This window comes from Caviibacterium pharyngocola (genome assembly GCF_002795405.1).
GTDB lineage: Bacteria > Pseudomonadota > Gammaproteobacteria > Enterobacterales > Pasteurellaceae > Caviibacterium > Caviibacterium pharyngocola.
Genome location: NZ_PHGZ01000020.1, coordinates 1 through 25,095 on the forward strand (window position 1 = coordinate 1; position 25,095 = coordinate 25,095).

General features: G+C 39.8%; 26 protein-coding genes and 1 CRISPR repeat array. Of the genes, 13 read left to right on the plus strand and 13 right to left on the minus strand.

The window, feature by feature from the left end:
- The first annotated feature begins 87 nt into the window (after positions 1-87).
- On the plus strand, positions 88-597 hold the full coding sequence (locus CVP04_RS08610) for a hypothetical protein (RefSeq protein ID WP_100297107.1): 510 nt from the start codon (positions 88-90) through the stop codon (positions 595-597).
- 25 nt (positions 598-622) lie between these two features.
- On the opposite strand, the gene CVP04_RS08615 is transcribed toward CVP04_RS08610, so the two are convergent.
- Both CVP04_RS08615 and CVP04_RS08620 read right to left on the minus strand, forming a co-directional pair.
- Positions 623-1,051: a hypothetical protein gene (locus CVP04_RS08615; protein ID WP_100297108.1), complete on the minus strand. Its 429-nt coding sequence runs from the start codon at positions 1,049-1,051 to the stop codon at positions 623-625.
- The gene (locus CVP04_RS08620; protein WP_100297109.1) at positions 1,051-2,085 is read right to left on the minus strand and encodes an IS1595 family transposase; all 1,035 of its coding nucleotides are present in this window, start codon (positions 2,083-2,085) and stop codon (positions 1,051-1,053) included. Before CVP04_RS08620 ends, CVP04_RS08615 begins: the two co-directional genes overlap by 1 nt.
- Positions 2,086-2,279: 194 nt before the next feature.
- On the opposite strand from CVP04_RS08620, the gene CVP04_RS08625 reads away from it, so the two are divergent.
- From CVP04_RS08625 to CVP04_RS08660, 8 genes are all read left to right on the plus strand, one after another.
- The gene (locus tag CVP04_RS08625) at positions 2,280-2,615 is read left to right on the plus strand and encodes a helix-turn-helix domain-containing protein (RefSeq protein WP_100297110.1); all 336 of its coding nucleotides are present in this window, start codon (positions 2,280-2,282) and stop codon (positions 2,613-2,615) included.
- 343 nt (positions 2,616-2,958) lie between these two features.
- The gene (locus tag CVP04_RS08630; protein WP_207761633.1) at positions 2,959-4,710 is read left to right on the plus strand and encodes an HsdM family class I SAM-dependent methyltransferase; all 1,752 of its coding nucleotides are present in this window, start codon (positions 2,959-2,961) and stop codon (positions 4,708-4,710) included.
- Positions 4,700-5,086 carry a restriction endonuclease subunit S gene (locus CVP04_RS08635; RefSeq protein WP_100297111.1) on the plus strand — a complete coding sequence of 129 codons (387 nt, stop codon included), beginning with the start codon at positions 4,700-4,702 and terminating at the stop codon, positions 5,084-5,086. The genes CVP04_RS08630 and CVP04_RS08635 overlap by 11 nt, the downstream gene beginning before the upstream one ends.
- Positions 5,067-5,750 (plus strand): restriction endonuclease subunit S, encoded by a 684-nt coding sequence (locus CVP04_RS08640; protein WP_100297112.1) that lies wholly within the window; start codon positions 5,067-5,069, stop codon positions 5,748-5,750. The genes CVP04_RS08635 and CVP04_RS08640 overlap by 20 nt, the downstream gene beginning before the upstream one ends.
- 578 nt (positions 5,751-6,328) lie before the next feature.
- The gene (locus tag CVP04_RS08645) at positions 6,329-7,402 is read left to right on the plus strand and encodes an IS1595 family transposase (RefSeq protein ID WP_100297113.1); all 1,074 of its coding nucleotides are present in this window, start codon (positions 6,329-6,331) and stop codon (positions 7,400-7,402) included.
- Positions 7,403-7,417: 15 nt separating this feature from the next.
- Complete coding sequence (locus CVP04_RS08650; RefSeq protein ID WP_100297114.1) at positions 7,418-7,942, plus strand: hypothetical protein; 525 nt, start codon at positions 7,418-7,420, stop codon at positions 7,940-7,942.
- Positions 7,943-8,093: 151 nt separating this feature from the next.
- Complete coding sequence (locus tag CVP04_RS08655) at positions 8,094-8,984, plus strand: LysR family transcriptional regulator (RefSeq protein ID WP_100297115.1); 891 nt, start codon at positions 8,094-8,096, stop codon at positions 8,982-8,984.
- A gap of 21 nt (positions 8,985-9,005) precedes the next feature.
- Positions 9,006-10,961, plus strand: a complete 1,956-nt coding sequence (locus CVP04_RS08660) for a site-specific recombinase (protein WP_100297255.1) — start codon at positions 9,006-9,008, stop codon at positions 10,959-10,961.
- Between the two features lie 63 nt (positions 10,962-11,024).
- On the opposite strand, the gene CVP04_RS08665 is transcribed toward CVP04_RS08660, so the two are convergent.
- Both CVP04_RS08665 and CVP04_RS08670 read right to left on the minus strand, forming a co-directional pair.
- Positions 11,025-13,052, minus strand: coding sequence for a BCCT family transporter (locus tag CVP04_RS08665; protein WP_100297116.1), 2,028 nt, complete (start codon positions 13,050-13,052; stop codon positions 11,025-11,027).
- A 23-nt stretch (positions 13,053-13,075) separates the two neighbouring features.
- A complete protein-coding gene (locus tag CVP04_RS08670; RefSeq protein ID WP_100297117.1) occupies positions 13,076-13,333 on the minus strand; it encodes a SemiSWEET family transporter in 258 nt (85 codons plus the stop codon).
- Positions 13,334-13,984: 651 nt separating this feature from the next.
- Here CVP04_RS08670 and CVP04_RS08675 point away from each other — a divergent pair.
- From CVP04_RS08675 to CVP04_RS08690, 4 genes are read left to right on the plus strand one after another with little or no spacing between them, the layout of a single operon-like run.
- On the plus strand, positions 13,985-15,904 hold the full coding sequence (locus CVP04_RS08675) for a TonB-dependent receptor plug domain-containing protein (protein ID WP_100297118.1): 1,920 nt from the start codon (positions 13,985-13,987) through the stop codon (positions 15,902-15,904).
- A 54-nt stretch (positions 15,905-15,958) separates the two neighbouring features.
- A complete protein-coding gene (locus CVP04_RS08680; RefSeq protein WP_100297119.1) occupies positions 15,959-16,750 on the plus strand; it encodes an ABC transporter substrate-binding protein in 792 nt (263 codons plus the stop codon).
- 2 nt (positions 16,751-16,752) lie between these two features.
- Positions 16,753-17,730, plus strand: a complete 978-nt coding sequence (locus CVP04_RS08685; RefSeq protein ID WP_100297120.1) for a FecCD family ABC transporter permease — start codon at positions 16,753-16,755, stop codon at positions 17,728-17,730.
- Positions 17,727-18,467: an ABC transporter ATP-binding protein gene (locus CVP04_RS08690; RefSeq protein WP_100297121.1), complete on the plus strand. Its 741-nt coding sequence runs from the start codon at positions 17,727-17,729 to the stop codon at positions 18,465-18,467. The genes CVP04_RS08685 and CVP04_RS08690 overlap by 4 nt, the downstream gene beginning before the upstream one ends.
- A gap of 88 nt (positions 18,468-18,555) precedes the next feature.
- Positions 18,556-18,951: a CRISPR direct-repeat array (repeat unit 37 nt; unit sequence GTCTTAATCCCTTTCGGACAGGGCGGGGTCTTTCGAC).
- Positions 18,952-19,121: 170 nt separating this feature from the next.
- On the opposite strand, the gene cas2 (CVP04_RS08695) is transcribed toward CVP04_RS08690, so the two are convergent.
- From cas2 (CVP04_RS08695) to CVP04_RS08730, 9 genes are all read right to left on the minus strand, one after another.
- Positions 19,122-19,409 carry a CRISPR-associated endonuclease Cas2 gene (cas2, locus tag CVP04_RS08695; protein WP_100297122.1) on the minus strand — a complete coding sequence of 96 codons (288 nt, stop codon included), beginning with the start codon at positions 19,407-19,409 and terminating at the stop codon, positions 19,122-19,124.
- A gap of 8 nt (positions 19,410-19,417) precedes the next feature.
- Positions 19,418-20,491, minus strand: a complete 1,074-nt coding sequence (gene cas1 / locus CVP04_RS08700) for a CRISPR-associated endonuclease Cas1 (RefSeq protein WP_100297123.1) — start codon at positions 20,489-20,491, stop codon at positions 19,418-19,420.
- A 10-nt stretch (positions 20,492-20,501) separates the two neighbouring features.
- Entirely contained in the window at positions 20,502-20,786 is a 285-nt protein-coding gene (gene cas2 / locus CVP04_RS08705; protein ID WP_100297124.1) for a CRISPR-associated endonuclease Cas2, read from the minus strand.
- Between the two features lie 346 nt (positions 20,787-21,132).
- The gene (gene csm6 / locus CVP04_RS08710; RefSeq protein ID WP_243385226.1) at positions 21,133-22,296 is read right to left on the minus strand and encodes a CRISPR-associated ring nuclease Csm6; all 1,164 of its coding nucleotides are present in this window, start codon (positions 22,294-22,296) and stop codon (positions 21,133-21,135) included.
- A complete protein-coding gene (locus CVP04_RS08715; RefSeq protein WP_100297125.1) occupies positions 22,275-23,447 on the minus strand; it encodes a Card1-like endonuclease domain-containing protein in 1,173 nt (390 codons plus the stop codon). Before CVP04_RS08715 ends, csm6 begins: the two co-directional genes overlap by 22 nt.
- Positions 23,448-23,458: 11 nt before the next feature.
- Positions 23,459-23,749, minus strand: a complete 291-nt coding sequence (csx16, locus tag CVP04_RS08720; protein ID WP_100297126.1) for a CRISPR-associated protein Csx16 — start codon at positions 23,747-23,749, stop codon at positions 23,459-23,461.
- Between the two features lie 66 nt (positions 23,750-23,815).
- Complete coding sequence (gene cas6 / locus CVP04_RS12385; protein WP_341476052.1) at positions 23,816-24,184, minus strand: CRISPR system precrRNA processing endoribonuclease RAMP protein Cas6; 369 nt, start codon at positions 24,182-24,184, stop codon at positions 23,816-23,818.
- A complete protein-coding gene (locus tag CVP04_RS12390; protein WP_243385236.1) occupies positions 24,151-24,738 on the minus strand; it encodes a hypothetical protein in 588 nt (195 codons plus the stop codon). Before CVP04_RS12390 ends, cas6 begins: the two co-directional genes overlap by 34 nt.
- The gene (locus tag CVP04_RS08730) at positions 24,739-25,005 is read right to left on the minus strand and encodes a hypothetical protein (protein WP_100297127.1); all 267 of its coding nucleotides are present in this window, start codon (positions 25,003-25,005) and stop codon (positions 24,739-24,741) included. It lies immediately after the preceding gene.
- Positions 25,006-25,095 lie beyond the last annotated feature (90 nt).

The following is a 25,095-nucleotide window of genomic DNA, read 5'->3' on the forward strand; positions in this document are numbered from 1 at the left end:
CGGTATTATGTAGCAGTTGCACAAAGATTTAACTCACCAAATTTCTTAACATATCCTCATTGTGTTAATCATCAATGAGGATTTTTTATGTCAGAAAGTCACCTTGTTTCCCAGCTTGCTAAGTTAATTGAAAGAAGTTACAAAGAAAAAGCAATCGTCTCTTATCAAATTGCACAGCTAAACGACCAATTAAACTTGCTCGGCGAGCAGATACAGTCTTTTGAGAAAACGCTCGGTTATCTCGATCCCCATTTTGACTTTAAGTCTATTCGTAAAGTCTTTGATGCTGAACGGTTGGTGCGTAAACAGTTATTTGAAGGCAGCATACAACAGCTTATTGCCGAAGTATTCAAACGCGAGAACCATTGGCGGACGTTACATTCGCTCACCAGTGATGTCATGAAACTGGATAAGGGCTTGCAATCAGGTTATCGCATTATCGTGGGGCGTGAACATCAGTATGCGGTGGGCAACGCACTTCGTAAACTGTACAAGCAAGGGATTATTGAAAGGGAAGAAACGTATTTACATCATAAAGCGAAAAGGCGTGGGATTTTTGCGCGGTCTAAATGGCGGATAAAAGCAATTGAAGCCTAGAAAATAGCGGTGTTTGCCGCTATTTTTATGCTTTCAATTTCCACAGTGCCACCTTATGCGCCTTATCCGATTCTCGCTCAACAATACCCTTCTTGAGTAGTCTATCCATCGCAGCGTGAACATTCTTAATATAGGTGCGGTTTACTAGGGTATTCGGTTGATTATCCGCAATTAAGATTTCGCGTGTGATTTCTTCCACTCGCCAATAACGATTTTGCTCGGTTTTGAGTAAACGGATAATCAAGGTCGCTGAATTGGTGTTAAAACGGCGACGACGTGTGCGATATTGGAATTGTGCCGTGTTGTATTCGGTAATATCTTGATGTTCTTCTTCCATTATTTGAATGGCTTTGCGTAAGGTGTAGATTTTGTCGTCAAGCAAGGCAAGATGTTGTTGCACCTGTTTACGCTCAAATTCTAATTCTTTGAGCTTTTTATCCAACGTATATGCCATTACATCACCAACCGTTCTACTTGTCTATGATGCCCTTGCCAGTAGCCTTTCCAGTGATTATCTGATGAAGTGGCAAGGCATTTGTTGGTAATGTCTTTAAAAATGGTGAAATTATCCAGTCTGCGCGTATCTTCTCGGTAGGCAACTTCATTGGCATAGTTATCAAGGTAGATATTACTCATTTTATGCACTTGACCGTAATACATACGCTTAAAGCGAGAAAAATAACTTTCCGCAAGGTTGTTTGTGATACCTTCATCGCTACGGTATTCTTTTTGGTGGTTTACGCGGTGTAGGTCGTAACGTACCATTAATTCATCGTAAGCGGCATTTTCATCGGCGTGAATACGGCTGTTTGGCGCAATGTATGCCGTGGCGAGTTTTTTCACGGTGTCGGTATTCTCAGACAAAATCGGAAATGTCAGCGTTTTCTTCGCACCAACACATAGTGGATTCTTTGCGGTTTCTTCTGCAGAATAACGTTCACGCATCACCAAAACCGCACGTTTGTTTGGGTTACTATTCGCTTTTAATCGTCTATCCACTCGTTCAGATTTCTTATTCTTTGGGCGTGGGGCGGCATGTACATACGTGCCGTCAATATGGATTTCGCCTTGCAATGGGAAAAGCGCACGCTGTACCATTAAACTTTCACGAATTTTATGTGAAAGGGCAAAGGCGGTTTTGTACTGCACACACAAATCACGCGAAAGCTGACACGCAGAAATCCCTTTTACCGCATTAACGAATAGCGCAATGGCATATAAATAGGTTTGAAGGGGTAATTTATGGTTGGCAAAAATCGTGCCTGATGTAATCGAAAAGGTATGTTTACAATGCTTGCACCGCCACTGTTTGCGCGTAGAAATAAAGTAAGCTTTATGCTGTACACCACATTTCGGGCAAACAACCTGCTCTTGACCTCCCCAACGTAATTCACATAAAAACGCAAACGCTTCTTCGTCAGATAGGCGCGCTATCCGCAACGTAGAAAGCGTTTTCGCTTTGGAATTCAGTAGGAAGTGTTGTGCCATAAGACAGAATGTAAACCTTTGTGTTGTTAATTTATCGAATGAATTATTGGTTTATCGAATAAATCATCAGTAATTACAAGCTTAAAAATCATTAGTAACTACACGCTCAAATGCGATATAATTTAATTCATTAAGTGCAAATATACGCTCATTTGCGTTATTTGTCAATATAAAGCACGATTGAGAATGCACAAATGCGTATATCAGAAAGATTAAAACTCGTCTGTGAGCATAAGAATTGGAAAATTAAAGAGTTCGCAGAGCTGACAGGATTACCCTACCGAACAATGCAAGGCTATATCGGCGGCGAGCGTGAGCCGAATGCCGAAGGTATGACCGCAATCGCTAAAGTGGGGGTGAACTTAAATTGGCTAGTCAGTGGTGAAGGTGAGATGTTTAAAGAAACCGAACAACAAACCGACCTGAATCAAACCGAAATTGAGCTACTTAATCATTATCGAGCAATGTCAAATGAATTACAAAAAGCGGTAGAAATATCGTTTAAAGCAATCAATACAGAGTTAAAATAATACTTGATAAATAAAAGGAACCTCCCAATGCTAATACAAGCCTACAAGCCTACAAGCCTACAAGCCTACAAGCCTACAAGCCTACAAGCCTACAAGCCTACAAGCCTACAAGTAGCTTATTCTCTAAATATCAACCTTGCAAATTTATTTTGGGAGGTTGTTAATGGATAGAACATCTATTATTAATAGGATTGGTATTTAATACCATATATCTAATATTGAAGGTGGGGAATATAGTTATGTTGCAGCAGCTGGAAGTAAAAAATCTTTAGTTGATGCTCTTGGTTATACACCCAAACATTTTAAATTAGATATTCGTTTTGAATTTGATAATATTGTTATTTTGATAGAAACTAAACAACAATTTGTTAAAAATGATGAAGATCAATTAAGGGAATATTTAAATGAGGAAAAAGCTTTACATCATAGTAAAAAGGTTATTTGCATTTTAGCTAATACTAAAAATGATCAAATTAAAGTTTGGAAATCATTTATTGATGATGATCATTTCCTTGAAAATGAAAAGGTTATTGACACATTCGAACACTATAAATCTTTATTTGTTGAAAACAAACAAAATAATAGAGAGAAAGTCTTAAAAAACACTTATGATTTAAATGAGTTATTACACAAAAAAGACATTGATGAAAAATTAAGAAGTCAATTTGTAGGTACAACTTTATTGTATATCAAAGATACTATTAATAAACAAGGGTATGATCTTATTGATGAAGATACCTGTAAAAAACTAAAACAATTTTGGTCTAATCTTTCCGAAAAACAAATCAGAGCTGGTATTGAAGATACTTTATCTGGATTGTTAAATGGATCTGAAAACAAAACTAAAAAAATTGAGTTAATTCAACAAAATGTGCTTGCAAATCAAAAAATAAAGAGATTAACAACTACTGATTGGGTAAAGATCTTAGATACTATAACAAAAAATATTTATGCCTATATTGATACTCAAAGTTCTGAAGGACAAGATATTTTAAATCTATTTTTTATTGCATTTAATAAATACACAGGTAAAGCTGATAAAAATCAGGCTTTTACACCTGATCACATTACTGAATTCATGTGTAGAATTACCGATATTAACCGTAATAAACGAGTTTTTGATGGCACTTGCGGTTCAGGAGCATTCCTAGTACAAGCTTTAGTAAAAAAATTATCTGATTGTCATGCGATGCAAACAACTAACGAACAAAAATTATCTTGGGCAGAAACAGTAAAAAGAGAGCATATTTGGGGTATAGAAATTGAAGAAAATGCTTATGGGTTAGCTACAACTAATATGCTAATTCATGGTGATGGTAATAGTAATATCAAATTAGGTAACTTATTTGAAAATAAAACCTTTATTGAAAAAGCCAATCCTGATGTAATTTTAATGAACCCACCTTATAACGCAAAACCAATTAGTATACCATCTATATATAAATCATCTTGGACAAAAGCTGCTAAGGAAGGAAAAGAAGATCCGACCAAAGGAATGGTTTTTATTCAATTTATTTCTGACTGCATAAAAGAGATGAATGAGCAACGTTTAGCCAATGGCGAAGAAATAAAAGAAGTAAAATTAGCTGTATTATTACCTGTCGCTGTGGCTATTGGTACAAGCAATATTTTAACTGAGGCAAAACATAAAATACTTATTGATAATACCCTTGAAGCAGTATTTTCATTACCAAATGAAATTTTCTATCCGGGGGCATCTGCATCTGCTTGTTGTATGGTATTTACACTTGGCAAACCACATAAAAATACTGATGGCACAATAAATCAAACATTTTTTGGGTACTATAAGGAAGATGGATTTAAGAAAAAGAAAAACTTAGGGCGAATTGAACAGTTTGATGAAGAAAATAATAGCCTTTGGAAAAAAATTGAAAACGATTGGATTGCGATGTATCGCAATAAAACTATTGTGGATGGCTTATCAGCAATGGCGGTAGTTACTGGAAATGATGAATGGCTTTGTGAAGCTTACATGAAAACCGATTATAGCAAACTTACCAAAAACGATTTTCAACAAACTATCAATAGTTATCTTGCTTATCAAATAAAAATTGGAAAAATTTATGAATCTTAATATATCGCATTGGAAACCATTTCTGTTAAAAGATTTATTTAATATTCAATATGGTTCAAACCTTGAACTAAATACTTGTACGGAATCCAATGATGAATATGCAATTAATTTTGTTAGCAGAACCGAAATAAATAATGGTATTTCAGCTAAAGTTGCCAAGATGGAAAATATTAAACCTCAAAAATCAGGTTTGATCAGCGTTGCTGCTGGAGGCAGTGTATTATCTTCATTTTACCAATCTGAACCATTTTATAGTGGTAGAGATTTATATACATTAGAAGCAAAATACAATATCAGTGAATATGCCAAATTTTTTATTATTACATTGATAGAAGCTAATAAATTTCGTTATAGCTATGGTCGCCATAGCAAATAAGACTATACCAACAATAGAAATACTTTTACCAGTAAGAATAAATGGTAATGAGCATCAGCCTGATTGGGATTTTATGGACAATTATATAAGATCTTTGTCGTATAAGCCACTTACTACAAAAAACAAATATAATATGCCATTTGAATTAAATATTAATGAATGGGAAAGTTTTGAAGTAGGACGTGTATTTCAATGCGAAACAACTACTATGTTGGTTAAAGATGATTTAAGCGATGGTAACATACCATTTATCTCTCGTAGTGGTGAGAATAATGGTTGTACTGGCTATGTTGATATTGATGAATCTTATGTTGTAAAAGGAGGATGTTTAACTATTGGTGCTGAGGGTATTTATAGCTTTTTCCAACCAGAAGATTTTGTAACTGGTAACAAAGTTTATACTTTAAGAAACGATAACCTGAATGTCTATAATGCTATGTTTGTCAGCACTATTCTCAATAACGAATATTATCGTTTTTCCTATGGGAGGGCAAGAATCTTAGGGAAATTACAAAAAGAAATCATTAAGTTACCTATTGTAAAAAATCCGAATGGTTCTCCTCTTATTGATAAATCTAAGCAGTATTCTGATACAGGTTATATTCCTGATTGGGATTTTATGGAAAATTACATAAAATCTTTGCCTTATGGTGATAGATTGTAATCGACTAAATAGGTGTAATGAAAAAAGATTAGTCTTTAAGGCGTTACACCAAAATTTTAAAATTTCTCATTCAAACAAAAAAATAGCATTAAGTAAATTGTAGAAGATATGAAAGAAGCAGATCCAATCGGTCCAGCGCCACTGTATGACGACAAATATCCGTACAGTCCACGCATTATGGGTAATCCTTACCCACAAGCATTACCGATGAACTTACGTTAATTAACAGATTTCAACTAATTTATTCATAAGAGAAAAAAGGCAACCTTATCTTCGGAAAGGTTGCTTTTTATTTGTACAGAATTCAATTTAAACCATTCTTTTGAATTGTTCAAAATATCATCAATCAAACGCATTAAAAAATTTCCCTTGACAACATTCAACCCTTATTCAAGCTAACTTTTCTTAAAAATGCAAAAAATCTCAAAAAATTCTTGACAAAAGAAAAAACTTGACAAACACCTCTTAATATAATACCTTATTTCCCACAGAGAATAGTCCCTTTATGATGACTTTCGTTTTTTAAGCTGTAAAAGGTTTAAAAGCAGTAGAGTTTTCATGAAGGGATTTTTGTTTCTATGGCACAGCATTTTGCATTATCAGCGGCAGCACGCCAGCTATCTTCGGATGGCTTGGCACTGCTTTCTGATGCCGAAATTCTTGCCTTATTGAAACAAGCTCGTTGGGGAAATGCGGATGAGATGAATGATGTCGTTTGTCCGCATTGCCATATCCGCCACCACGCTTACTTCATTTCTACTCGCAAACAATGGCAATGCAAACATTGTCAGCACCGCTTTTCGATTACCGCAGGCACGATTTTTCAAGGTGCAAAATTACCACTGCACAAAATTTTGAAAGCCATTCTGTTCTTTTCAATACCGAGCAAAGGTATATCAGCAATTGCGTTATCGCATCATCTTAACGTGCAATACAAAACCGCTTGGGTACTGTTGCACAAATTCAGGGAAAGTCTAGATAAAGCCAAAGATTTAACACAGCTTAAAGGTGAAGTGCATATTGATGGGGCTTACACGAATTACTACATTCGCCCTAAAAACTTTCGCCATAAACGCATTGATAGACGGAAAAAGCGTAATCAACGCCCTGATAAATCTTGTGTGTTGGTATTCCGCCAACGTGCTGCCAATCAAGCGGTAATGAAAGGCGCAGACCGCACCATTGTTGCGTTAGTGAAAGAAGAAAATGCAGACGACATTTTGCAACTCACTCAACGCTTAGTGAAACCCAACAGCCGTATTCATGCGGATGAAAATCCAGCGTATGACAGTCTCGCGTTTCATTATGACTTATGGCGTGTCAATCACTCGCAAGAATACTGTTCGATAGACGGCATCACCAACAATCTTGCGGAATCCTTTTTCGCAAGACTACGGCGGGCAATTACAGGGGTATATCACAAAATGAGCAATAAATACTTACTCTACTACGCCAATGAAATGGCGTGGCGAGAAGATAATCGCCGTAAGAGCGTTAAAAATAAATTTGAACAACTTTTACACTGTTGTTTGAATACCTTGCCATCACACGATTTTGTCGGTTATTGGCAAGGCAACAAGAAAGCTGAAGCCGTATTCGGCTTGGCAAACTTAACAGCTTCCAATGACCCACAACATTTAATCGCAGCCTAAACAAAAGGAAACACTATGACACAATCAACCCTAAACGCAGATTTAAGCAAAATGTCCTATGACGAATTTCAAGACTTTATGAAAGGATTAGCCTTGCTTTATTCAGGTACAAGCAGCAATCACAACTTTATTTCCATCTTTAATGATTTGCGCAGTATCGCCAAACGTGTTGAACGCCTACCGTTCGATTTTTTCACGATTTATGGCGCGTATGAAATCAAAGATAATCAGGTGGTGGTTGCTGTCTTTAGAATAGATATTGATTCACCTGCCGACGATAATACCGCGCCCAATATGACAAGCGTTGAAGTGAGTTTTGCAGACGATGAACGCAACTTACGCTGTTCAGCCCGCATAAGAAAATATCTCACGCAACCTGAATATGTGGCACGTTGTGAATTAGCTTACCCACCTGTGATGGAAGATCTACTGTGGGAAAAAGAGTACGAAAAACGCCGAGGGACAAAGGTAAACCTCAATTTAAGCGAAGAAGATAAAAAACTGCTTTTGGCGGGAGCAATAAAACCTAAACATTGTTAGTACGGTTTAATGTAAAAATACCTTTAGTTTAGAGGAACTAAAGGTATTTTTTTATGGGTAAAAGGTTGATTTTGGTGTTTTGTGCAACTGCTACATAATACCGAAAAAGCGATTATATTTGTTTCATATTTTGAAACAATGAGAGCAAAAAATGGATAGACTAACGGCAATTAAAGTCTTTTTAACGGTGGCGGAAACAGGCAGTTTTACTGCTACGGCGGATAAATTAGAGATGTCGAAGCCGATGGTGTCAAGGCACATCGCCTTGATTGAAGAATGGTTGAACGCACGGCTTTTTCATCGTACAACACGGCTTGTTACGCTCACGGAAGCGGGTGAGCAAGCGGTGAGATATTGCCGACAAATTGCAAATTTGGTGGAAGATGTTGAGCAAGAAGCGGTGGAGCAAGACGGCGAATTGCGTGGTGTGATTCGGCTAACCTCCAGCCTTTCTTTTAGCACTTCGCATTTATTGGGTGCGTTGCACCAGTTCCAAACTTTGCACCCAAATTTAAAAATTCACCTGAATTTAAGTGAGGAGAGTTTGAATTTGGTGGAGGAACGGATTGATCTTGCCATTCGTATCAGCAGCAGCCCTAATCCAGCTTTAATTGCCCGACCACTTGCCCCTTGTCATTCGGTGCTGGTGGCAACAGCTGATTATCTCGCCCGTTTCGGCACACCGCAACTGCCGAAAGACCTGCAACAACACCGCTGTTTGGCTCACTCCAACGTTAACCGCAGCGAATGGAGCTTTAGTCAAAATGGCGAGCAGATTCAGCTAACCTTGAATAACGTTTTTAGCACCAACGAAGCGAGTTCATTAAAGCAGATCACGATGCTTGGCGGCGGTATTTCAATGTTGCCACGTTATTTGGTGGAAGAGGAGCTCAATGCTGGCACCTTAGTGCCACTTTTAACCGATTGGGAGTTGCCGAAAATGCAGGCTTACGCCCTTTATTCTTCACGCAATAAATTGCCAAAAGCGGTGCGGATTTTGTTAGATTTTCTAGTAGAATGTTTTAAAGATAAGCCTTGGTAGTTGTTAGGAGTAAAAATGGCTATGTTAAAACCTCACCATTTAAATGATTTTATTGCCCAAAAATTACAGGAAGAGGATATTTTCGGATTATTAAATGACATTTGTGATTGGTTGCGAAGCGATCAAACCAATGTTTCAGCAAATTTTTCTTTGCTCATTCACACCTTAAAACAGGATCGCCCGTTAGCTGAGCAATTTGCGGGGGCGTTATGTCGCTGGATCTGTTCAATGCGATTGTATCCGTTGTTTATCAGCCGAGGCATTTTAAGCCGTAGCGGATTCGGGCGAGAAATGAAAAAACGCCTGTATGAAAAGATTAATCCGTCTTTTAAAGATAGCAGCGATTTGCGAGATGTGTTCTTTCTGTTGTTTAAAGACAAAAACGATAGCGAATGGCTAAGCCTTATTCCGTTGGCAAAATGGGATAAATTATTCCGTTTGCTTTATCGCAAAACCACGCCGCACGAGCGTGAAACTTTGCAAAATCACTTCCGTTATGAAGGGCTTTTTGCGATCAAAATGCTCTCTATTTGGATTGCAGCGGAAGATATTGAACCTGAATTAATGCGGCTTGATCCAAGTTTGCTTAGTGCAGATAGCCCTTTTGTCGAATTACAAAAAGAGGTGTCCCTTTGGATAGCAGCCCAAAATCAACAACAGCCTTTTGATGATGCTCATTTACAAGTGATGTTTGAACAGAGTAAATCGTTAATCGAACGGTTGCAGAAAAAAGGGGCAACACAGGGTTCATCGCTTGGCGTGGCATATCTACTCGAACGTCTAAGTCAAAGTTTAGAGCGTTTGTCGGTGTTGATGGGCGTATTTGCGTCTAACCGCTTTTTGCCTCGCCGAATGTTGCTGTTGATCGCCAATCTTGCACAGGCTTCGGCGGATAAACATAGCGTAAGAAGTTTGCTGAAACAAAGTGTACGAATGCTCTCCCGCAGTATTACACAAAATGCAAGCGATCACGGTGAGCATTATATTGCCCATTCCAGCAAGGAATATTTCGCCATGTTCTATTCTGCCGCAGGCGGTGGTGTGTTGATTGCGTTAATGGCACTTCTCAAAATTTATTTAGGCACAGTTGTTGATGACAAAGTGTGGCGAGGCGTTTTAGAAGGGCTAAATTATGGCTTTGGTTTCACCTTAATTTTTATGCTGCATTTTACCGTAGCAACCAAACAGCCAGCAATGACTGCCGCACGATTTGCCGAAGCCGTTGGGCAACAGCAAGGTAAAGCGGTGAATACAAAATTGGCACAATTATTGATGGACGTAATTCGCTCGCAAACTGCAGCGGTGCTAGGCAATGTGCTGATTGCGGTATTGGTGGCAAGTGTGGTGGCAACTAGCTATGAAATCTTTGCAGATAAACCTTTGCTCACTCAAGATCAAGTGGCATATCAACTGCACTCCATTGATCCGCTAAGCGGTACTTTATGGTTTGCTGCCATTGCAGGCGTGTGGCTTTTCTGTGCAGGCATTATTGCAGGATTTTTTGATAACCGTTGTAACTATTTGAATATGCGAATGCGATTAACGGAACACCCGCTTTTAAAACGGATAATGCCGTTGAAAACGCGAGTCGCTTTTGCAGAATATATCCATAAAAATTACGGTGCAATTATGGGTAATCTGTGCTTTGGTATGCTGCTTGGTTTAACGGGCGTGGTTGGCTATCTTTCTGGCTTGCCGTTGGATATTCGCCATATTGCCTTCTCTTCAGCAAACGTGGGTTATGCGGTGGTGAGCGGTGATTTAGGCTGTGGCATTTTCCTGCAAAGTCTGTTTTTTATCTTACTCATTGGCACGGTTAATTTGGCGGTGAGTTTTTCGCTTACGCTGTTTGTTGCTTTGCGTTCTCTGAATGCAGAAATTGATAGCTGGAAAAATATTGCTCAAGCCTTCTGGCAACAGGTGAAACGACAACCATTGAGTTTGTTCTTTCCTGTGAAAATGGAGAAAGAACAGTAATAAAAGAGCGGTCAGATTTTCGTGATTTTTTGCAAAAATTTCACAAAATCCGACCGCTCTTTTTTATTCTGCTAGCTCGGTTTGTTCGTGGGTCATTAGTTCTTGCCCAACGCCTGTTAATAAGCTGAGATAACGTTCATAATGCTTAAGAATATCGGCAATTAACTCTTCGTGAGTCATATATTGCACATCATAGCCGTTTCGCCCGTCAAAGAAATAACTGATTGGTTCATAAACCGTGTTTTGCTGAATATGCGGCAAGGTTTCATCTTTCACCAACTGCTCGGCAATTTCCCGTTCAACGGAACGAATGCCATATTTAAAATCTTGCAGCGAATCTTTGTGGATCACAAATTCGACAAAAGGCTCATCGGCGGTGAAATCCGATAACACATCAACAGTTAGATCGTATTCCGAACGTAATTCATTTCGTAGCTCTCGCATTGCGGGTAATGCCGTTTGCTTGAGAAACTTCAGGATATCTTTGTCTTCCGTCGGGTTCATCATCTGTTTTAAGCGAGATTTCCAACGTTCGCCCGTCCAAAGTACCGTGGTCGGGTTAAATTTTGCTTCGAAATATTGTTTGTCTAGCCATAACGCTTTCGCAAGGCTGACACAAATTATCGCCATCAACATCGCAAAGGGAAGCGCGGTGATTAATGTCATTGTTTGCAACGTTGCCAAACCGCCTGCACCTAATAGCGTAATTGCCACCAGCGACATCAACACGCCCCACATTACCGCTTGCCAGCGAGGTGAAGCCAAGCTTTTATCTCGTGAGGCAATATTGTTTAGTACATAAATACCTGAATCCGCCGAAGTGATAAAAAAGAGAGCGATACAACTTAAGGCAACCAAACTCGTTAAACTTGAAAGCGGTAAATAATCTAAGAATTTGAACAGTAAGGTTTCAGGGCTTGAAGTCATTGCCGAAAGCGAACCTTGTGCAATACTGCTGTCAAACCAAATGGCACTATTCCCAAAAATCGTGAACCACAGTAAGCAAAATAGGCTTGGAATTGCCAACACACCGAAGACAAATTCACGGATTGTGCGACCACGAGAAATGCGAGCAATAAACAAGCCGACAAAAGGTGCCCAAGAACACCACCACGCCCAGTAAAGAATTGTCCAGCCGTTAAACCAGCCGATATGTTCTGACTCATAAGCAAAGGTTTTGAAGCTAAGCGGAATTAAATTGCTTAAATAAGTCCCAATATTTTCACTAAACGCAGAGAGCAAATAGCGTGTTGGACCTGTGAACAAGACGAACAACATCAATAAAATCGCTAAGCCTAAATTAGTTTCGCTAAGAATTTTCACGCCTTTGCCCACGCCTGAAATGGCAGATAACACCGCAAGGAGCATTACGACAATAATCACGCCAACTTGTAAGCCAAAATCGCCATTTTCAAACCAGCCTAAGGTGTGTAATCCTGAACTCAGTTGTGCCGCACCGAAGCCTAAGGTGGTAATAATCCCGAATAAGGTTGCAATAAGTGCCATAATATCGACGATATCGCCGATCTTGCCGTTAATTTTCTCTTTAAAAAGCGGGTAAAAACAAGAACGCAATGCTAGTGGTAATTTATAACGGAAGGCAAAATAAGCGAGAGCCAATGCAATCACACCATAAATCGCCCACGCGTGAATGCCCCAATGGAACACGGTATGCAAAAGTGCCTCTTGAGTACGTTGAGCTAATGAGCCTGAAGTGATTTCCGAATTATAGTGAGAAAGCGGCTCGGCAACGCCGAAGAACATCAATCCTACGCCCATTCCTGCAGCAAACAGCATTGCCAACCAAGAAAGGAAACTAAATTCAGGCTCTTCTTCGTTTGTGCCGAGTTTGATATTGCCGAAATTACTGATTGCAACAAAAATCAGAAAAAAGAGAAAAATCGAACAAATTAAAATATAAAACCAACTAAAATACTGAAAAATACCTGACTTTAGCCCATCTAAAACAGCTTGCGTTTGCAAAGGCAGCAGTAAGGTGCTTGCAACCAACAGCACGACAATCAATAGCGTTGCACCTGTTACAAACGGATTAAATGAAGATTTTTCACGCCAAAAAGTACTGAATGTCATAGATACTCCTGTTTTTTAACCTATTAAATCGCCGTCACAAATGCTGCTAACCCAAGCACGACACCCGGTGAATTAGCTAAGGCAACAGGTAAATCACGTTTTTCTTTAAATAAACCATAGCAAACCCAAAGGGTGCAGTTGACTGCGGTGGCAAGGGGTTGAATCAATCCACCTTTGTTGCCGTCTAAATTTAAACCGATTTGTTCTAAATACGACACATACATACACACAGCGGTAAAAGTCGCCACCCAACCTAAAATAGTAATAAAACGTTCGTTCATTATTTCTCTCCTAAAATTTTGCAAAAATAAACCAATGAGCAAATGCCAAGTAACTTGCTCAGAAAAAAGTAGGATTTGTTGATCTTTTGAGAATATAAATTACACCAAGGTAGCTTTATTTTTATCCGACAGCGACCTACGGTCGCAATCGGTTACGCACAGTGTAGTGGCTCCGCCACTCTTTACAGCCCCAGAGGGGCTGAGTCAGCCGTAGGCTGATCGTAACCTAGTACGGCTTTGCCGTGCTAGGGTGAAAACAACGCAGTTTTAGATTAAATGTTAAACTCAAAAGATCAACAAGCCCTAGTAAGGGTTAAATTATTTACGTCATCATTATGATGAAAAGAACGCCCGAATCAGGCGAATGAAAAGGCACAGAACCGTTGTTTGATAGGCAGGATTGCCTTAAGAAAATATAACTTAATGATTATTATAGCAAAAAAATCAATATTTTTAAAGTCGGTCAAAAATCAGGCTAGGTTAGGATAGATTTTCGTGTAAGCAATGACGTAGATTCGGCGGCAAAGTGCGGTGAAAATTCGGCGATTTTTTTGCTACGCAGGTGGCGAAAAGTGAGACATAAAAGCTGGTATCAAACGGTTTATTTTGTATAATGCAAACGTTTAACTTTATTTTGATGTGAGATGAAAAATGAAAAAAAATGTAATTACCACCGCACTTTTTATCGCGTTGTCTCAATCGGTTGCTGCGCAAACCGCCGAACTTCAACCGATCACCGTGTATTCCGCCTATGCCGCGCCGGTTAATCAAGATCAAACGGCGTCGTCGGTGACGGTATTAACGGAAAATGATTTCACCGCGCGCAACGCCACTTATGTAAGCGATGTGTTGAAAACCGTGCCGAGCGTGATGTTGTCCTCTTACGGTGGACGCGGCACGCTCACCAATTTTTCCTTACGCGGAGCGAAATGGAATCAAACCGCTGTGATTATCGACGGTGTGAAAGTCAATCCGACAACCGGTTTCGGCTTTGACTTCGGCGGCTTAAGTTTAAGCAATATTGATCGTATCGAAGTGTTGCGCGGTGAACAATCCGCCTTGTGGGGCAGCGACGCGATGGGCGGTGTGATTTATATCACCACCAAAAGCGGTCTGTATAAAGACAAACCTATCAACCTTGATTTCGACCTCGGCACCGGTTCGCACGGCACTTATGACGGTTCCGCAACGGTTTCAGGTTATCATAAAGGCTTTTATTACGCCCTACACGGCGACAGCCATCGCACGCGCGGCATTTCCGCGTTTAGCTCGCACAGTTTTCATTATCGCTCCACCGACGGGCAGGATTTCACTTCGGGCGGTGCAGTGGAAAAAGATAAATTCCACCGAGATAACGGCTCCGTTCGTTTAGGCTTCGACGATAATAATAAAGGTATCGAATTGCTTGCCGCGCATTCATCACAAACGGTGCATATCGACGATACGGATCAACTTACGGACGATGTGCTGGATGCGCAAACGCGCACGCGGGAAAATTTAGTTAAATTAAGCGCTTATTTGGGCAATGAACAGGAATTGCTCAAACATAAAGTGACGGTCAGCCAATTTAAAACGGAAATTGATGACCTCGGCACTTGGGGTTTAACCGCAACGGAAATGAAAAAATCCAATGCCAATTATCAACTGGATGTAAATTTTGATCGTGAAGGCGATATTACCCAAGCGATTAGCTTATTGGGTGAAATACAAAAAACCGAATTCGAATCGAATAAAATCAATTCCGGCAAGAAAAAACTCACGGAAAAAAGCCTCGCAGCGGAATATCGCTTATTTAGCCGAGCGGATCATAGCTTATCTTTAAGCGGACGTTATACCGATAATTCGCAATATGAAAATGCGTGGACCGGACGCATTTCCGGCGCATATCGGTTATCACCGAATTTCCGCGCCCATTCAAGTTTCGGATCGGCAATTCAAAATCCGAATATCTACGATTATTACGGCTATTCCGGCAGTTATTTAGCTAATCCGAATCTGAAACCGGCGAAAAGTGTCGGCTGCGATGCGGGATTATTAATTGAAACAACGGATAAACGCCATAGTTTAGACATTACTTATTTTGCGCGTAACGTAAAAGATCTTATCCGAATTAATAACACTTGGACGCAATCCATTAATGAAAATGGAACCAGCCGAATTCAAGGCATTGAAATCGCCTATAACGGCAAATTAACCGACGCGTTAACCGCTTATGCGAATTACACTTTCACCCGCGCGAAAGATAATCAGCATCAAGATTTACAACGCTATGCAAAACACCAAGGCGCATTCGGTTTAGCCTATCAAATTACGGAAAAACTCGGCGCGAATTTCAACGTCATCCACACCGGCAACCGCCTCGACAGCTATTTCACACCGGCGGTTTATACCAGTTATTCCGTCAAATTGCCGTCTTACACCTTAGTGAATTTAGGCGCAAACTATCAGTTAAACGATGCGGTTAACCTGTACGTTAATTTAAATAACCTGTTCGACAAAAAATACGAACACACCGTCGGCTACGGTCAAGACGGACGTAATCTGTATGTCGGACTGAAGGGAAGTTTTTAAGCGCTCATAACATTTTATGGAACCCTATACAGCTCGTATGGGGTTTATATCTATATGCAAAAACCACACAAACTTTCCACCGCACTTTTGTTTTTTTGCGCGATGAGTCAGGTAAATGCCGAGCAATTTATTTCGCTGAATTTGTGTAGTGACAGATTGCTTATCGATCTGGCTCGCTCGGAGCAAATTGCAGCGATGTCGCCTTATTCACAAAATCCGTTGATGATGTTGGATAAAATCAACACAGATAAGCCGACCCTAGAGCCGAAGCTGACGGAACTTCTGCCCTATTTAGATAAAACCATTTTGGTGAATGAATATTTTTACCCGCAGCTGGTGGAGAGTTTGAAAAGATTAGGGGCGAAGATTATGCCGATAAACGACACCGCCCAAACGCCTGAGCAGCTGTTTGAGCTGATTTTGCAGTTAGGTAAATTGACAGGCAATGAAGAACAAGCCGAAAAATTGGTGGAAAAATTACAATCGCAAAGTTTTCGGTTAAACTCACCGCTTGCAGAAACCCTGATTTTATCGGATACGGGAATTGTTGAAACCACACTTCCGCAATATCAAACCTTGTTAAATCTGCTTGGATTAAAGCCGCTGAAAAACTCGCTAACCCAGCAAAATTTTTCGCTCGAAAAAGTGTTGCTCAGCCAGCCGAATGTGCTGATTTCTTTAACGGATAAGCAAGGTTATAACGAACAAGCGGAGCTGCTTCACCACCCGATTTTGCAAAAAATCTTTGCGAACCGACCGCTTGCAACGGCTCCGCTGAAATATACTTATTGCTTCGATCACGGCATTTGGCAGGGGGCGGAGATAATTTATCATCAGTTGAAATAAAAATGCGTAACATAAATAAATTAAATTTTTGCCTTTTCACCCTATTAATCGCCATTATCGCCCTTGCGGTTAGCCACCAACTGGGCGATTTTGCCGCACTCAAAAATGCCGATGGGATCATCAGCGATATGCGATCTCTGGTGCTTTGGGATATTCGCTTGCCTCGCATTTTGCTCGCCGTGCTCACGGGGGCAAGCCTCGCTTTAGCGGGCAATGCAATGCAGGGGATTTTCCAAAATCCGCTGGCAAGCCCGGGATTACTGGGGAGTGCGAACGGGGCGACCACCGCCAGCGTCTTTATTCTCTACTACTTCTCAGCACCTTTTACCGTCTTGCTTTTCGGCGGCATTTTGGGGGCGTTAGCAAGCTTTCTATTGGTGTATGCAATCGCCAAAAATCACGGCACAACAATGATGATCTTAAGCGGCTTGGCGGTGAATATGCTGCTCAGCTCGGCAATCGCGTTACTGCTGTCTAACGCTCAAAGCCCGTGGGCGTTGGCGGAGCTTTATCGCTGGCTGCAAGGCTCGCTAATGTGGGCGAAAATGGAAACCTTGCTAATTTCGCTGCCGATTGTGTTCGCGGGCTGTCTCTGTTTATATGCCGAACGCCGTTATATCGACCTGCTCACCTTCGGCGAAGAAACCGCCAGCACAATGGGTGTAAACCCTAAACGCAGCTTTTTTATCACCACTTTTGGCGTGGCTTTGCTGGTGGGTGCAACCATTCCGCAAACTGGCAGCATCGGATTTATCGGCTTAATTGCACCGCACTTTGCCCGCATTTTGCTAAAAAAACGCCCATCGCAACTTTACCTTACAAGTGCCTTAATTGGTGCATTGCTGCTACTTATTGCCGATTTAGCGATTTTATATGTGCCATTTTTCTCGCATATTTATATCGGCACGCTCACCGCCATTCTTGGTGCACCTTGCCTAATTTGGATTTTGCTCACTCAACAACGGAGGCTTACCCAATGATAAAAGTTGAAAATATCAGCCTGCCTTATGGCTTAAACAATGTGAGCTGCCAAATCCCACAAGGCAAACTGGTCGGCATAATGGGGGCAAATGGAGCAGGAAAATCAACGCTATTGAAAAGTATTGCCGGAATCTTACCGCCTGCAAGCGGTGAGATTTGGCTGAAAAATCGCAAATTAAGCGAATTGACTGCCCAACAAAAAAGCGAACAGCTCGCCTATCTTGCCCAAAATACGCAGATCAACTGGGATCTTTCCGTCTATGACGTAATCGCTCTCGGCTTGCCTCGCCCACTTTCTGCCAGCCAAGAAGCGGAAAAAGTGCGGTCGGTTTCTGAAAAATTTTCCATTACCCATTTATTAAATCAGCCTTATCAGCAGCTTTCAGGCGGCGAAAAAACACGCGTACAACTTGCTCGTTGCTGCATAAAAGCCAGCCCATTGCTGCTTGCTGACGAACCCATCGCCGCCCTTGATCCTTACTACCAAATCGACATTATGGAACAACTCAAAGCCCTAACGCCTGAGCACACTTGCGTAGTGGTGATCCATCATCTTTCTCTAGCTTATCGTTTTTGCGATGAGGTGATTTTGCTCCACCACGGCAAAATCCTCGCCAGCGGTAAAACGGCACAAGTGTTAACTAAGGAGAATTTGGCGAAAGGGTTTAACGTGAATGTAACGATTGATAAAGAACGAAAAGAGATTCTTAATATTGAAAAAAATGCCGCGAATTAGCGGCATTTTTGTTTTTTGAAGATCCCTTTTAGACAGGGCAGGGTCTTTCAACCGAACGTTGTTTAGAACTATTGGAAACTAAACAAAAGTCTTAATCCCTTTCGGACAGGGCGGGGTCTTTCGACTACCTATTGTTTTTCTGTCTATATGGCAGTGTGGTCTTAATCCCTTTCGGACAGGGCGGGGTCTTTCGACTCAGACTCGCACAACAAGCCAAAAAATCGGGTATGTCTTAATCCCTTTCGGACAGGGCGGGGTCTTTCGACTGAACCTACTCGGCAAAGCTTAAACATGCCAATAGGAGTCTTAATCCCTTTCGGACAGGGCGGGGTCTTTCGACGAAAAATTATGCAAGAACTTCAAGAATATGCAAATGGTCTTAATCCCTTTCGGACAGGGCGGGGTCTTTCGACGTTTTCTGATTTTGCTACTTCGTTTTTCTCGGCAGTCTTAATCCCTTTCGGACAGGGCGGGGTCTTTCGACTGCGGAGGGCGGAATTTTCTTTTTCTCTCAATAAGTTAGAGAGAGGCTTCCCAACTTTTTCAATATACTTCAGAGTGAGGTATTGATTTGGTGAAAATCTAATCAAATTCATTATTCCACAGCCTAAAAACCACGTTATTATAACAATTAAAAGCAAGAGAGGCGAAGGGTTATTCTTCCGAATTTAGCGGCAATCCCGTCCAGATAATCCCTTCCGGTAATACCGGCTTGCCGATTTGCCATTGTTTGGCGTTTGAAGGCAAGGGATAAACCCGTAAATCATCTTGTTTTTTGTGAATTAAGGTCAAAACATCATTTAAACAGCCTTGAAGCTCTTTTAACTTTCCTTCAAATAAAAAGATGCTGTATTGAATCGGCGTGGCATATTTCAACATCTGCTTATGCACTTTTTGCAGCCGTTTTGCATCAGAAATATCATAGCCAATAAGATATTGCATATCGCCTCCTAGAAATAAAATTCATAATTAGCCAGCATTGTGCGTTGATTGAAGTAGTAATTTTCCAATAGCTTTTTCCAGTTTTCTTCATATTGCTCAATATTGCCCGGTAAGTATTGGCTGGAACGGCGTTGTGGTGAGCTGCTTAAATTACTGCTTTTTAATAAATTAACCAAATCGCGGCAATTTTCTTCCAACATTTTTCGCCAGTTGCCGATAGCTTTTTCATATTCTTGATAAAAATGCACTCGTCCGGTTTTGCCTAAAAAACAGCCTTCTTGCGTGGTGGAAAAATATTCTTCTCTTAATCTATTTTTGCGAAAACAGCCTAACAGCCAATTATCTACCAATGGACGCAGCGGTTCGATTAAATCGCACGCAAGGGATTCTCGCCCGTAGTCAAGGCTGTGAAAAAAGCCGATAAACGGATCTAACCCTGCTCCATAAATCGCGAGCACGGCTTCGCTATGTAATAAGGTGTAACTTAAGGATAAAACGGCATTAAACGGATCTTTTGGCGGGCGGCGATTTCTGCCGTTAAAACGTAAGGAAGGCGGAAGATAAAGGCTAAGGGCGGTGAAATATGCTGCTGCGGCTCTGCCTTCAATACCACGAAGCGAAGGCAAATTGGTCTGTTCGTTGATTTTGGCGATGAGGCTATCTAGTTCTTCCGCTTTCGGCACGAGCAAGCATTTTTTATCTAAACGAGCGTTGGAGGCTTGCCAAAGCCAATTTTTCTGGGTAATTAATTTAAGTTTAAGGAGTTTTTGGGCAAAGGAAAGACAAAAAGCTTCGTTATTGGCTAGTTCATATTGAGCGAGGCGGCGTTCGGCATCATTATGCGGTTGAGACATAAAGAGTGTCGGTTCGTTTTTCCGCCCTGAAAGACAGATAATGCCGATATTGCGTTCGCCTAGTTTGGCGAGTAGCGAGGCTTGCAGTTTAACATCGCCTTTTAAGTAGATTCGTTCAATCGGGGCAAGAGGAATAGTGCCGATACGCTCCTCATTTTCATAACAGACTAATGCTTCGCCGCTGAGTTTAATTTCCGAGCCTTTACGATCAATATATAAACTAGACATAGTGCCTCCGTTATACCAATAAAAAAGGTTGAGTAGATTGAAGGTGAGCCTTGCCGAATAACATCGGTTCGGTATCGTTGTGCAACTGAAAAATAAATAATCTGTCTTCAAAACATTCCATAAGTGCGGTGATTTCTACACGAAATTTTGCAAGTTCGTGCGCCGTTAACCAACATTCATAAAACGATTTTTGCCCGCCGATAGCATAGCTTTCGACTTTTTTATGAACGCGATAAAGGCGTTTTGGATCGCAAATATCGTAGGCGATAAGGTAGCGGGTACGTTGGGTGTTCATTTTTATTATCCGATGAGATTGAGATTTTTATTGCTTAAGTCTTTGTAAGGAAATCATCCTTAATACTCATTGTATAAGCATAAATAATTACAGCGACTGTTAGCGTTTTTACTACAAATTGGATATTCATTGATTTCCCTATTTACTTTTTTTGATTTCATTTGCAATAACTGTTACTACAGCGATAATCACAGCCCGCATTATTTTATTTGCCATTTCTTTATCCATAATATTTCTCCTGAATTTTTTATTTATTACTTGGAATAAGTTAAGTATAGAAGGAAATTAAAAAGAAAATATAAAATTGCAAATTTGTAAAAAAAACGCCTTCCGGCGGTTTGAGATATTAGAGAATATGAGAAATGTTTTCTTGAATTTGGCGAATATCAATATTTTCCAAATTAATTTGCAGCACATAAATCTCATTATAGGAATAAGGAATATATTGGCTTTTACTGTGTTTACCGATAGAAAATGCACTGCGGACTTTTTTGGTAATATCCGTTTGCGAATCACTTAGAGTTCGACGGATTTTATCCAGATCTTTAAATTGCTCAGCCATATTGCTATCGGAATATTTCAATACGTCATAAATACCTAAATAAGTGCGGCTTAAATTTTCCATATTTTCATACACGCCGAATGCCCATTGTTGTTTTTTGGCAATAAATAAACTCAGCAATAAAGCATAGCCTCTTGGTGAAAGTTTAATTTTTTTTGTACCGAATAAGACTGCTCTTCTTTCTATCGGCGAGAGAAATTTTAATGTCGCCACATCCAAAATTTGTTGAGCGTTTTTCACCGATTCGCTATAGGAAATTTGATTGTTTAATAACTCGTCCGGCACGCCTAACCCTAAGCGCACCCAAGGAATTTCCGCCAGCATTACTTTGCCGTCTTTAGCATCAAATTCTATCCCTTTTGTATTATAAATCTTATGGCTATAAGGTTTAGGGTAGAAAAAACTCGGTTGATTTTCAAATTCTGCGGAAACCAAAACGTGAGAGAGACTATCTTGTTTACGTCCGTAAAGGGAAAGGGCGTAACCTAAGAAAAAGCCCATTGTTTTGCGACCACCTGCAATAGAGACGTGAAGGGCAGTATCATCATCTTGGCAAAGCTTACCCACTAATTTGACAATTTGGTCAGAAGCCAATTCATTTTCTTCAGGCGAGCGAATATCACTTAATTTTTCACCGCACTTATCTTCGATCACCTCAATGCAGCTTTCATCAAAATGGATATGAGAAAAGCCGTATTGTGTGCCGTAATCTTCTATAAATTCTTCCAATGCACCTTTCCGTTCTTTTCGTCCGCCTTCAATGCCAAGTAGCATTTTGATTAGTTGGTTTTTACCTTGTAATGTAGTAATTACTCGGATTTCTGTTGGAATAAAGCCTTTTTCCGTAACTAACGCATAAAGTGTTTCTGTTACTACCGCCGGTGACATTCCTGTAACAGAGAGTAAAATGCGTTTTTTGTAATTTTCTACCATTTTCTTGCGATCCATTCTTGAACTTTAGTTGGTAAACGTTTTAAATCTGTCGCTTGAATGATCTCAATATTTAAAAATTTTGCTCGATTTTTTACAGCGTCAGATACTTCAAAATAACTTACCAAACATTTTTTAGTAAATAATCCACCATAATCTTTTAGTGTTTCTAATTTATAAAGAATATCTTCTGCTTTTTTCTCCATTTTTTCCGTTTTACATTCGATGATATGTAATTTATTTTTTGCCATAAACACAATATCAAATTCATTTTTATGACCTTTATTCTCATTGGCATATCCGGATTTATCCGAACGATAGCGGAAATTGGCAACGTCAGCATTTAATAGAATATCTTCAATGCTTTTGATATTTTTAATTTGATGGTAAGTGTAGTCTTCTAACCAACCACCACTTAAAAATTCTTGAATTTTGCGATTTTTAAAATTAACCGTTTCACCGTCATATTCAATCAATTTTTGATAATCTAATCCAAGGAATAAATTATCCATTTCTTTTGTTTTTGGTCTTTTTTCTTTTTTATCAAACTGGGATTTGTATCCATTATCTCTTGAAATTGAGGCGTGATTATTTAGCATTGGGACAAGATTTGTATAATTAGCATAATTTTGAATAAATGGATCAATGGCTGGAAGTAATTTTATATTTTCTTGAGGATCGCCTTGGTTTAATACTGTTGCACCATACGCAGATAAATAAGTTTTCACATTATTAATTGCATTAAGCGGTTGATTAGGTAACCAAGCTTTATTTTCATCTTTAGTAATAAAAATAATACGATTTTCTTGGTCGGTATCAACATAGAAAATAGGCTTGCCAGCAAAGGTAAAAGCATTTGCAAGAGCAATCGACATTAATTTTGTTCCGCCGGTAACATTAGCTGCAACGTTTTTATCTTCATAACGGTTAATAAGATCCAAAAATTGATCTTCCATTTCGCCAAAATTAAATTCATCAGCAACTTCTTCAATAGTTACTTTGATATGGAGATTTTTAAATGTATTAGCTAAAAATTCAGCCTTATTTTTCATTGTTTTAGAAACAATAAAAACGGCTTCTTGAGGTTTAAATGTTGTATCTAATACAGGTAATAAATTAGGTGCGGCTTGTCCTGAAATTAAACAAAAATGAATATCATACTTTTGCATATTGCATTCCTCTAAAGTTTTTGAATATAAAAAGGTTCGATTGTGCATTGTAATGCAGCCATTTCATCAGCAGTCAGTTCAATACCACGCTGTTCCGCTCGTAGATTCACGGATAAAAAATAAAATTTCGCTCCTTTTGCACACACTTGTGCTGCAAGATGAATCGGTAGTGTGCCGATAACGGTATCATCGGCTTGAATATCTTCTACATTTAAATGGCTTTCAAAACGATCAATTTGGATCGGTTGTTGTTTCACCCAGTCAATCGCACCTTGATGTCTTGAAATAAACCATGTTGTCATTGTAAAACCTTCCTTTTAATTAAAATGAAACGGAATCATACCATTGCCTTTATTTAAATCCTGATTTTACAAATTTGTGATTTTATATCGCCCCAAGCCAAATGTTGCGTTTTTGCCGCAATGCAGCCATTGCCCAAGGTAAAGCAATTTTACCCATTCAGCAGGAACGTTGCTTAACTGCCAGCTGCCGACAACGCCGCCCAGTTTCATTTTTTGCTTTTGGCGGTAGGAATAACGCGTCCAATCTTGCCATCTTAGCTGTTTTTGATCTTGAATTTGCGGAATTTGGGCAATTAATGCCTCAAAATCTAACTTTAATGGCTGATGATGAAATTCGCTTAAGAGCGAAATCCGTTTCGCAAGAGTAATTAAAAAGCGGTTTAGGCTAATTTGCTCCGGCTTCAGAGGTTTGCCGTTATCTTGTGCAGGCGTAATGGTGTAAGCAAGTCAATATTCAGCGTATTTGCAAAATTTTCAGGTAAAACCACCGCTTGTGAATGTTCGATAATATTGCCTTTTTGCAAAATCGGGGTCTGCTGATTATGTTGATTACATAAGAAGATCGCAATAAGTTCGCCTTTTCCGCCGGCAATATTCCATTCAAAAGCACGCTTAAAGGCGAAAGCAATTAGTGGCAGCTGTTGGGTTAAACGTCCAAATAGCACGAGATTAAAGGAGAAAATTTCGCCGATTTGATAAGTGCGTTCTCCCCAGCCTTGCGGTTCAATCATATAGCCGTTCGGTACTTGGCTGAACTGTTGGATTTCGTGATTTTCTGGTGCTGGCGTTTCAAAAATATTGGTGTATGGGCAGCTGCGATAAAGCGGGCAAGATTTGCAGTCGTCCTGCTTTGTCATACAACTAATTTTTCGTAATGCTCGCCCAAAGGCACCACGAAGTGCAGAGCCTGCATATTCAGGCAATGCAATGGGTTCGGTTACCTGAAAATCAAATTGATAGCGGGCGATGGGGAAGTTTGATAATTCCATTTATGCAGTACCTAGTTTGTTAAGCAGTTTATCTAAGTCTTTTTCCGCATTTTTCTTTTTCAATTCAACGCGGCTTTTAATTAGTTCTTTGGTAATATGGTTAGCCATAAATTGTTTATCTTCATTACTCCAAGAATTAGTTTCTTCAATCAGTAATTTGACTTCTTTATAAAGAGGTGAAGATGAATCAATTTGTTTTTCATTACTTGATTTAAATTTATCCTCAAGTTCGATAACCTTTCGTTGAATCTCTGAAAACTGGCTCATTGCTCGGGCTTTTTCTCGTGATAATGCTTGTTCTTTCTGCTCTATTTCCTTATTTTTAATGAATAATGCTAATGAGCGGTTTGGATTTTG

Excerpts from the sequence above, each read along its gene's own strand:
- CVP04_RS08610 (WP_100297107.1), top strand. The coding sequence starts at position 88 with ATGTCAGAAAGTCACCTTGTTTCCCAGCTTGCTAAGTTAATTGAAAGA.
- CVP04_RS08615 (WP_100297108.1), bottom strand. The coding sequence starts at position 1,051 with ATGGCATATACGTTGGATAAAAAGCTCAAAGAATTAGAATTTGAGCGT.
- CVP04_RS08620 (WP_100297109.1), bottom strand. The coding sequence starts at position 2,085 with ATGGCACAACACTTCCTACTGAATTCCAAAGCGAAAACGCTTTCTACG.
- CVP04_RS08625 (WP_100297110.1), top strand. The coding sequence starts at position 2,280 with ATGCGTATATCAGAAAGATTAAAACTCGTCTGTGAGCATAAGAATTGG.
- CVP04_RS08635 (WP_100297111.1), top strand. The coding sequence starts at position 4,700 with ATGAATCTTAATATATCGCATTGGAAACCATTTCTGTTAAAAGATTTA.
- CVP04_RS08640 (WP_100297112.1), top strand. The coding sequence starts at position 5,067 with ATGGTCGCCATAGCAAATAAGACTATACCAACAATAGAAATACTTTTA.
- CVP04_RS08645 (WP_100297113.1), top strand. The coding sequence starts at position 6,329 with ATGGCACAGCATTTTGCATTATCAGCGGCAGCACGCCAGCTATCTTCG.
- CVP04_RS08650 (WP_100297114.1), top strand. The coding sequence starts at position 7,418 with ATGACACAATCAACCCTAAACGCAGATTTAAGCAAAATGTCCTATGAC.
- CVP04_RS08655 (WP_100297115.1), top strand. The coding sequence starts at position 8,094 with ATGGATAGACTAACGGCAATTAAAGTCTTTTTAACGGTGGCGGAAACA.
- CVP04_RS08660 (WP_100297255.1), top strand. The coding sequence starts at position 9,006 with ATGTTAAAACCTCACCATTTAAATGATTTTATTGCCCAAAAATTACAG.
- CVP04_RS08665 (WP_100297116.1), bottom strand. The coding sequence starts at position 13,052 with ATGACATTCAGTACTTTTTGGCGTGAAAAATCTTCATTTAATCCGTTT.
- CVP04_RS08670 (WP_100297117.1), bottom strand. The coding sequence starts at position 13,333 with ATGAACGAACGTTTTATTACTATTTTAGGTTGGGTGGCGACTTTTACC.
- CVP04_RS08675 (WP_100297118.1), top strand. The coding sequence starts at position 13,985 with ATGAAAAAAAATGTAATTACCACCGCACTTTTTATCGCGTTGTCTCAA.
- CVP04_RS08680 (WP_100297119.1), top strand. The coding sequence starts at position 15,959 with ATGCAAAAACCACACAAACTTTCCACCGCACTTTTGTTTTTTTGCGCG.
- CVP04_RS08685 (WP_100297120.1), top strand. The coding sequence starts at position 16,753 with ATGCGTAACATAAATAAATTAAATTTTTGCCTTTTCACCCTATTAATC.
- CVP04_RS08690 (WP_100297121.1), top strand. The coding sequence starts at position 17,727 with ATGATAAAAGTTGAAAATATCAGCCTGCCTTATGGCTTAAACAATGTG.
- cas2 (WP_100297122.1), bottom strand. The coding sequence starts at position 19,409 with ATGCAATATCTTATTGGCTATGATATTTCTGATGCAAAACGGCTGCAA.
- cas1 (WP_100297123.1), bottom strand. The coding sequence starts at position 20,491 with ATGTCTAGTTTATATATTGATCGTAAAGGCTCGGAAATTAAACTCAGC.
- cas2 (WP_100297124.1), bottom strand. The coding sequence starts at position 20,786 with ATGAACACCCAACGTACCCGCTACCTTATCGCCTACGATATTTGCGAT.
- csm6 (WP_243385226.1), bottom strand. The coding sequence starts at position 22,296 with ATGGATCGCAAGAAAATGGTAGAAAATTACAAAAAACGCATTTTACTC.
- CVP04_RS08715 (WP_100297125.1), bottom strand. The coding sequence starts at position 23,447 with ATGCAAAAGTATGATATTCATTTTTGTTTAATTTCAGGACAAGCCGCA.
- csx16 (WP_100297126.1), bottom strand. The coding sequence starts at position 23,749 with ATGACAACATGGTTTATTTCAAGACATCAAGGTGCGATTGACTGGGTG.
- CVP04_RS12390 (WP_243385236.1), bottom strand. The coding sequence starts at position 24,738 with ATGGAATTATCAAACTTCCCCATCGCCCGCTATCAATTTGATTTTCAG.
- CVP04_RS08730 (WP_100297127.1), bottom strand. The coding sequence starts at position 25,005 with ATGAGCCAGTTTTCAGAGATTCAACGAAAGGTTATCGAACTTGAGGAT.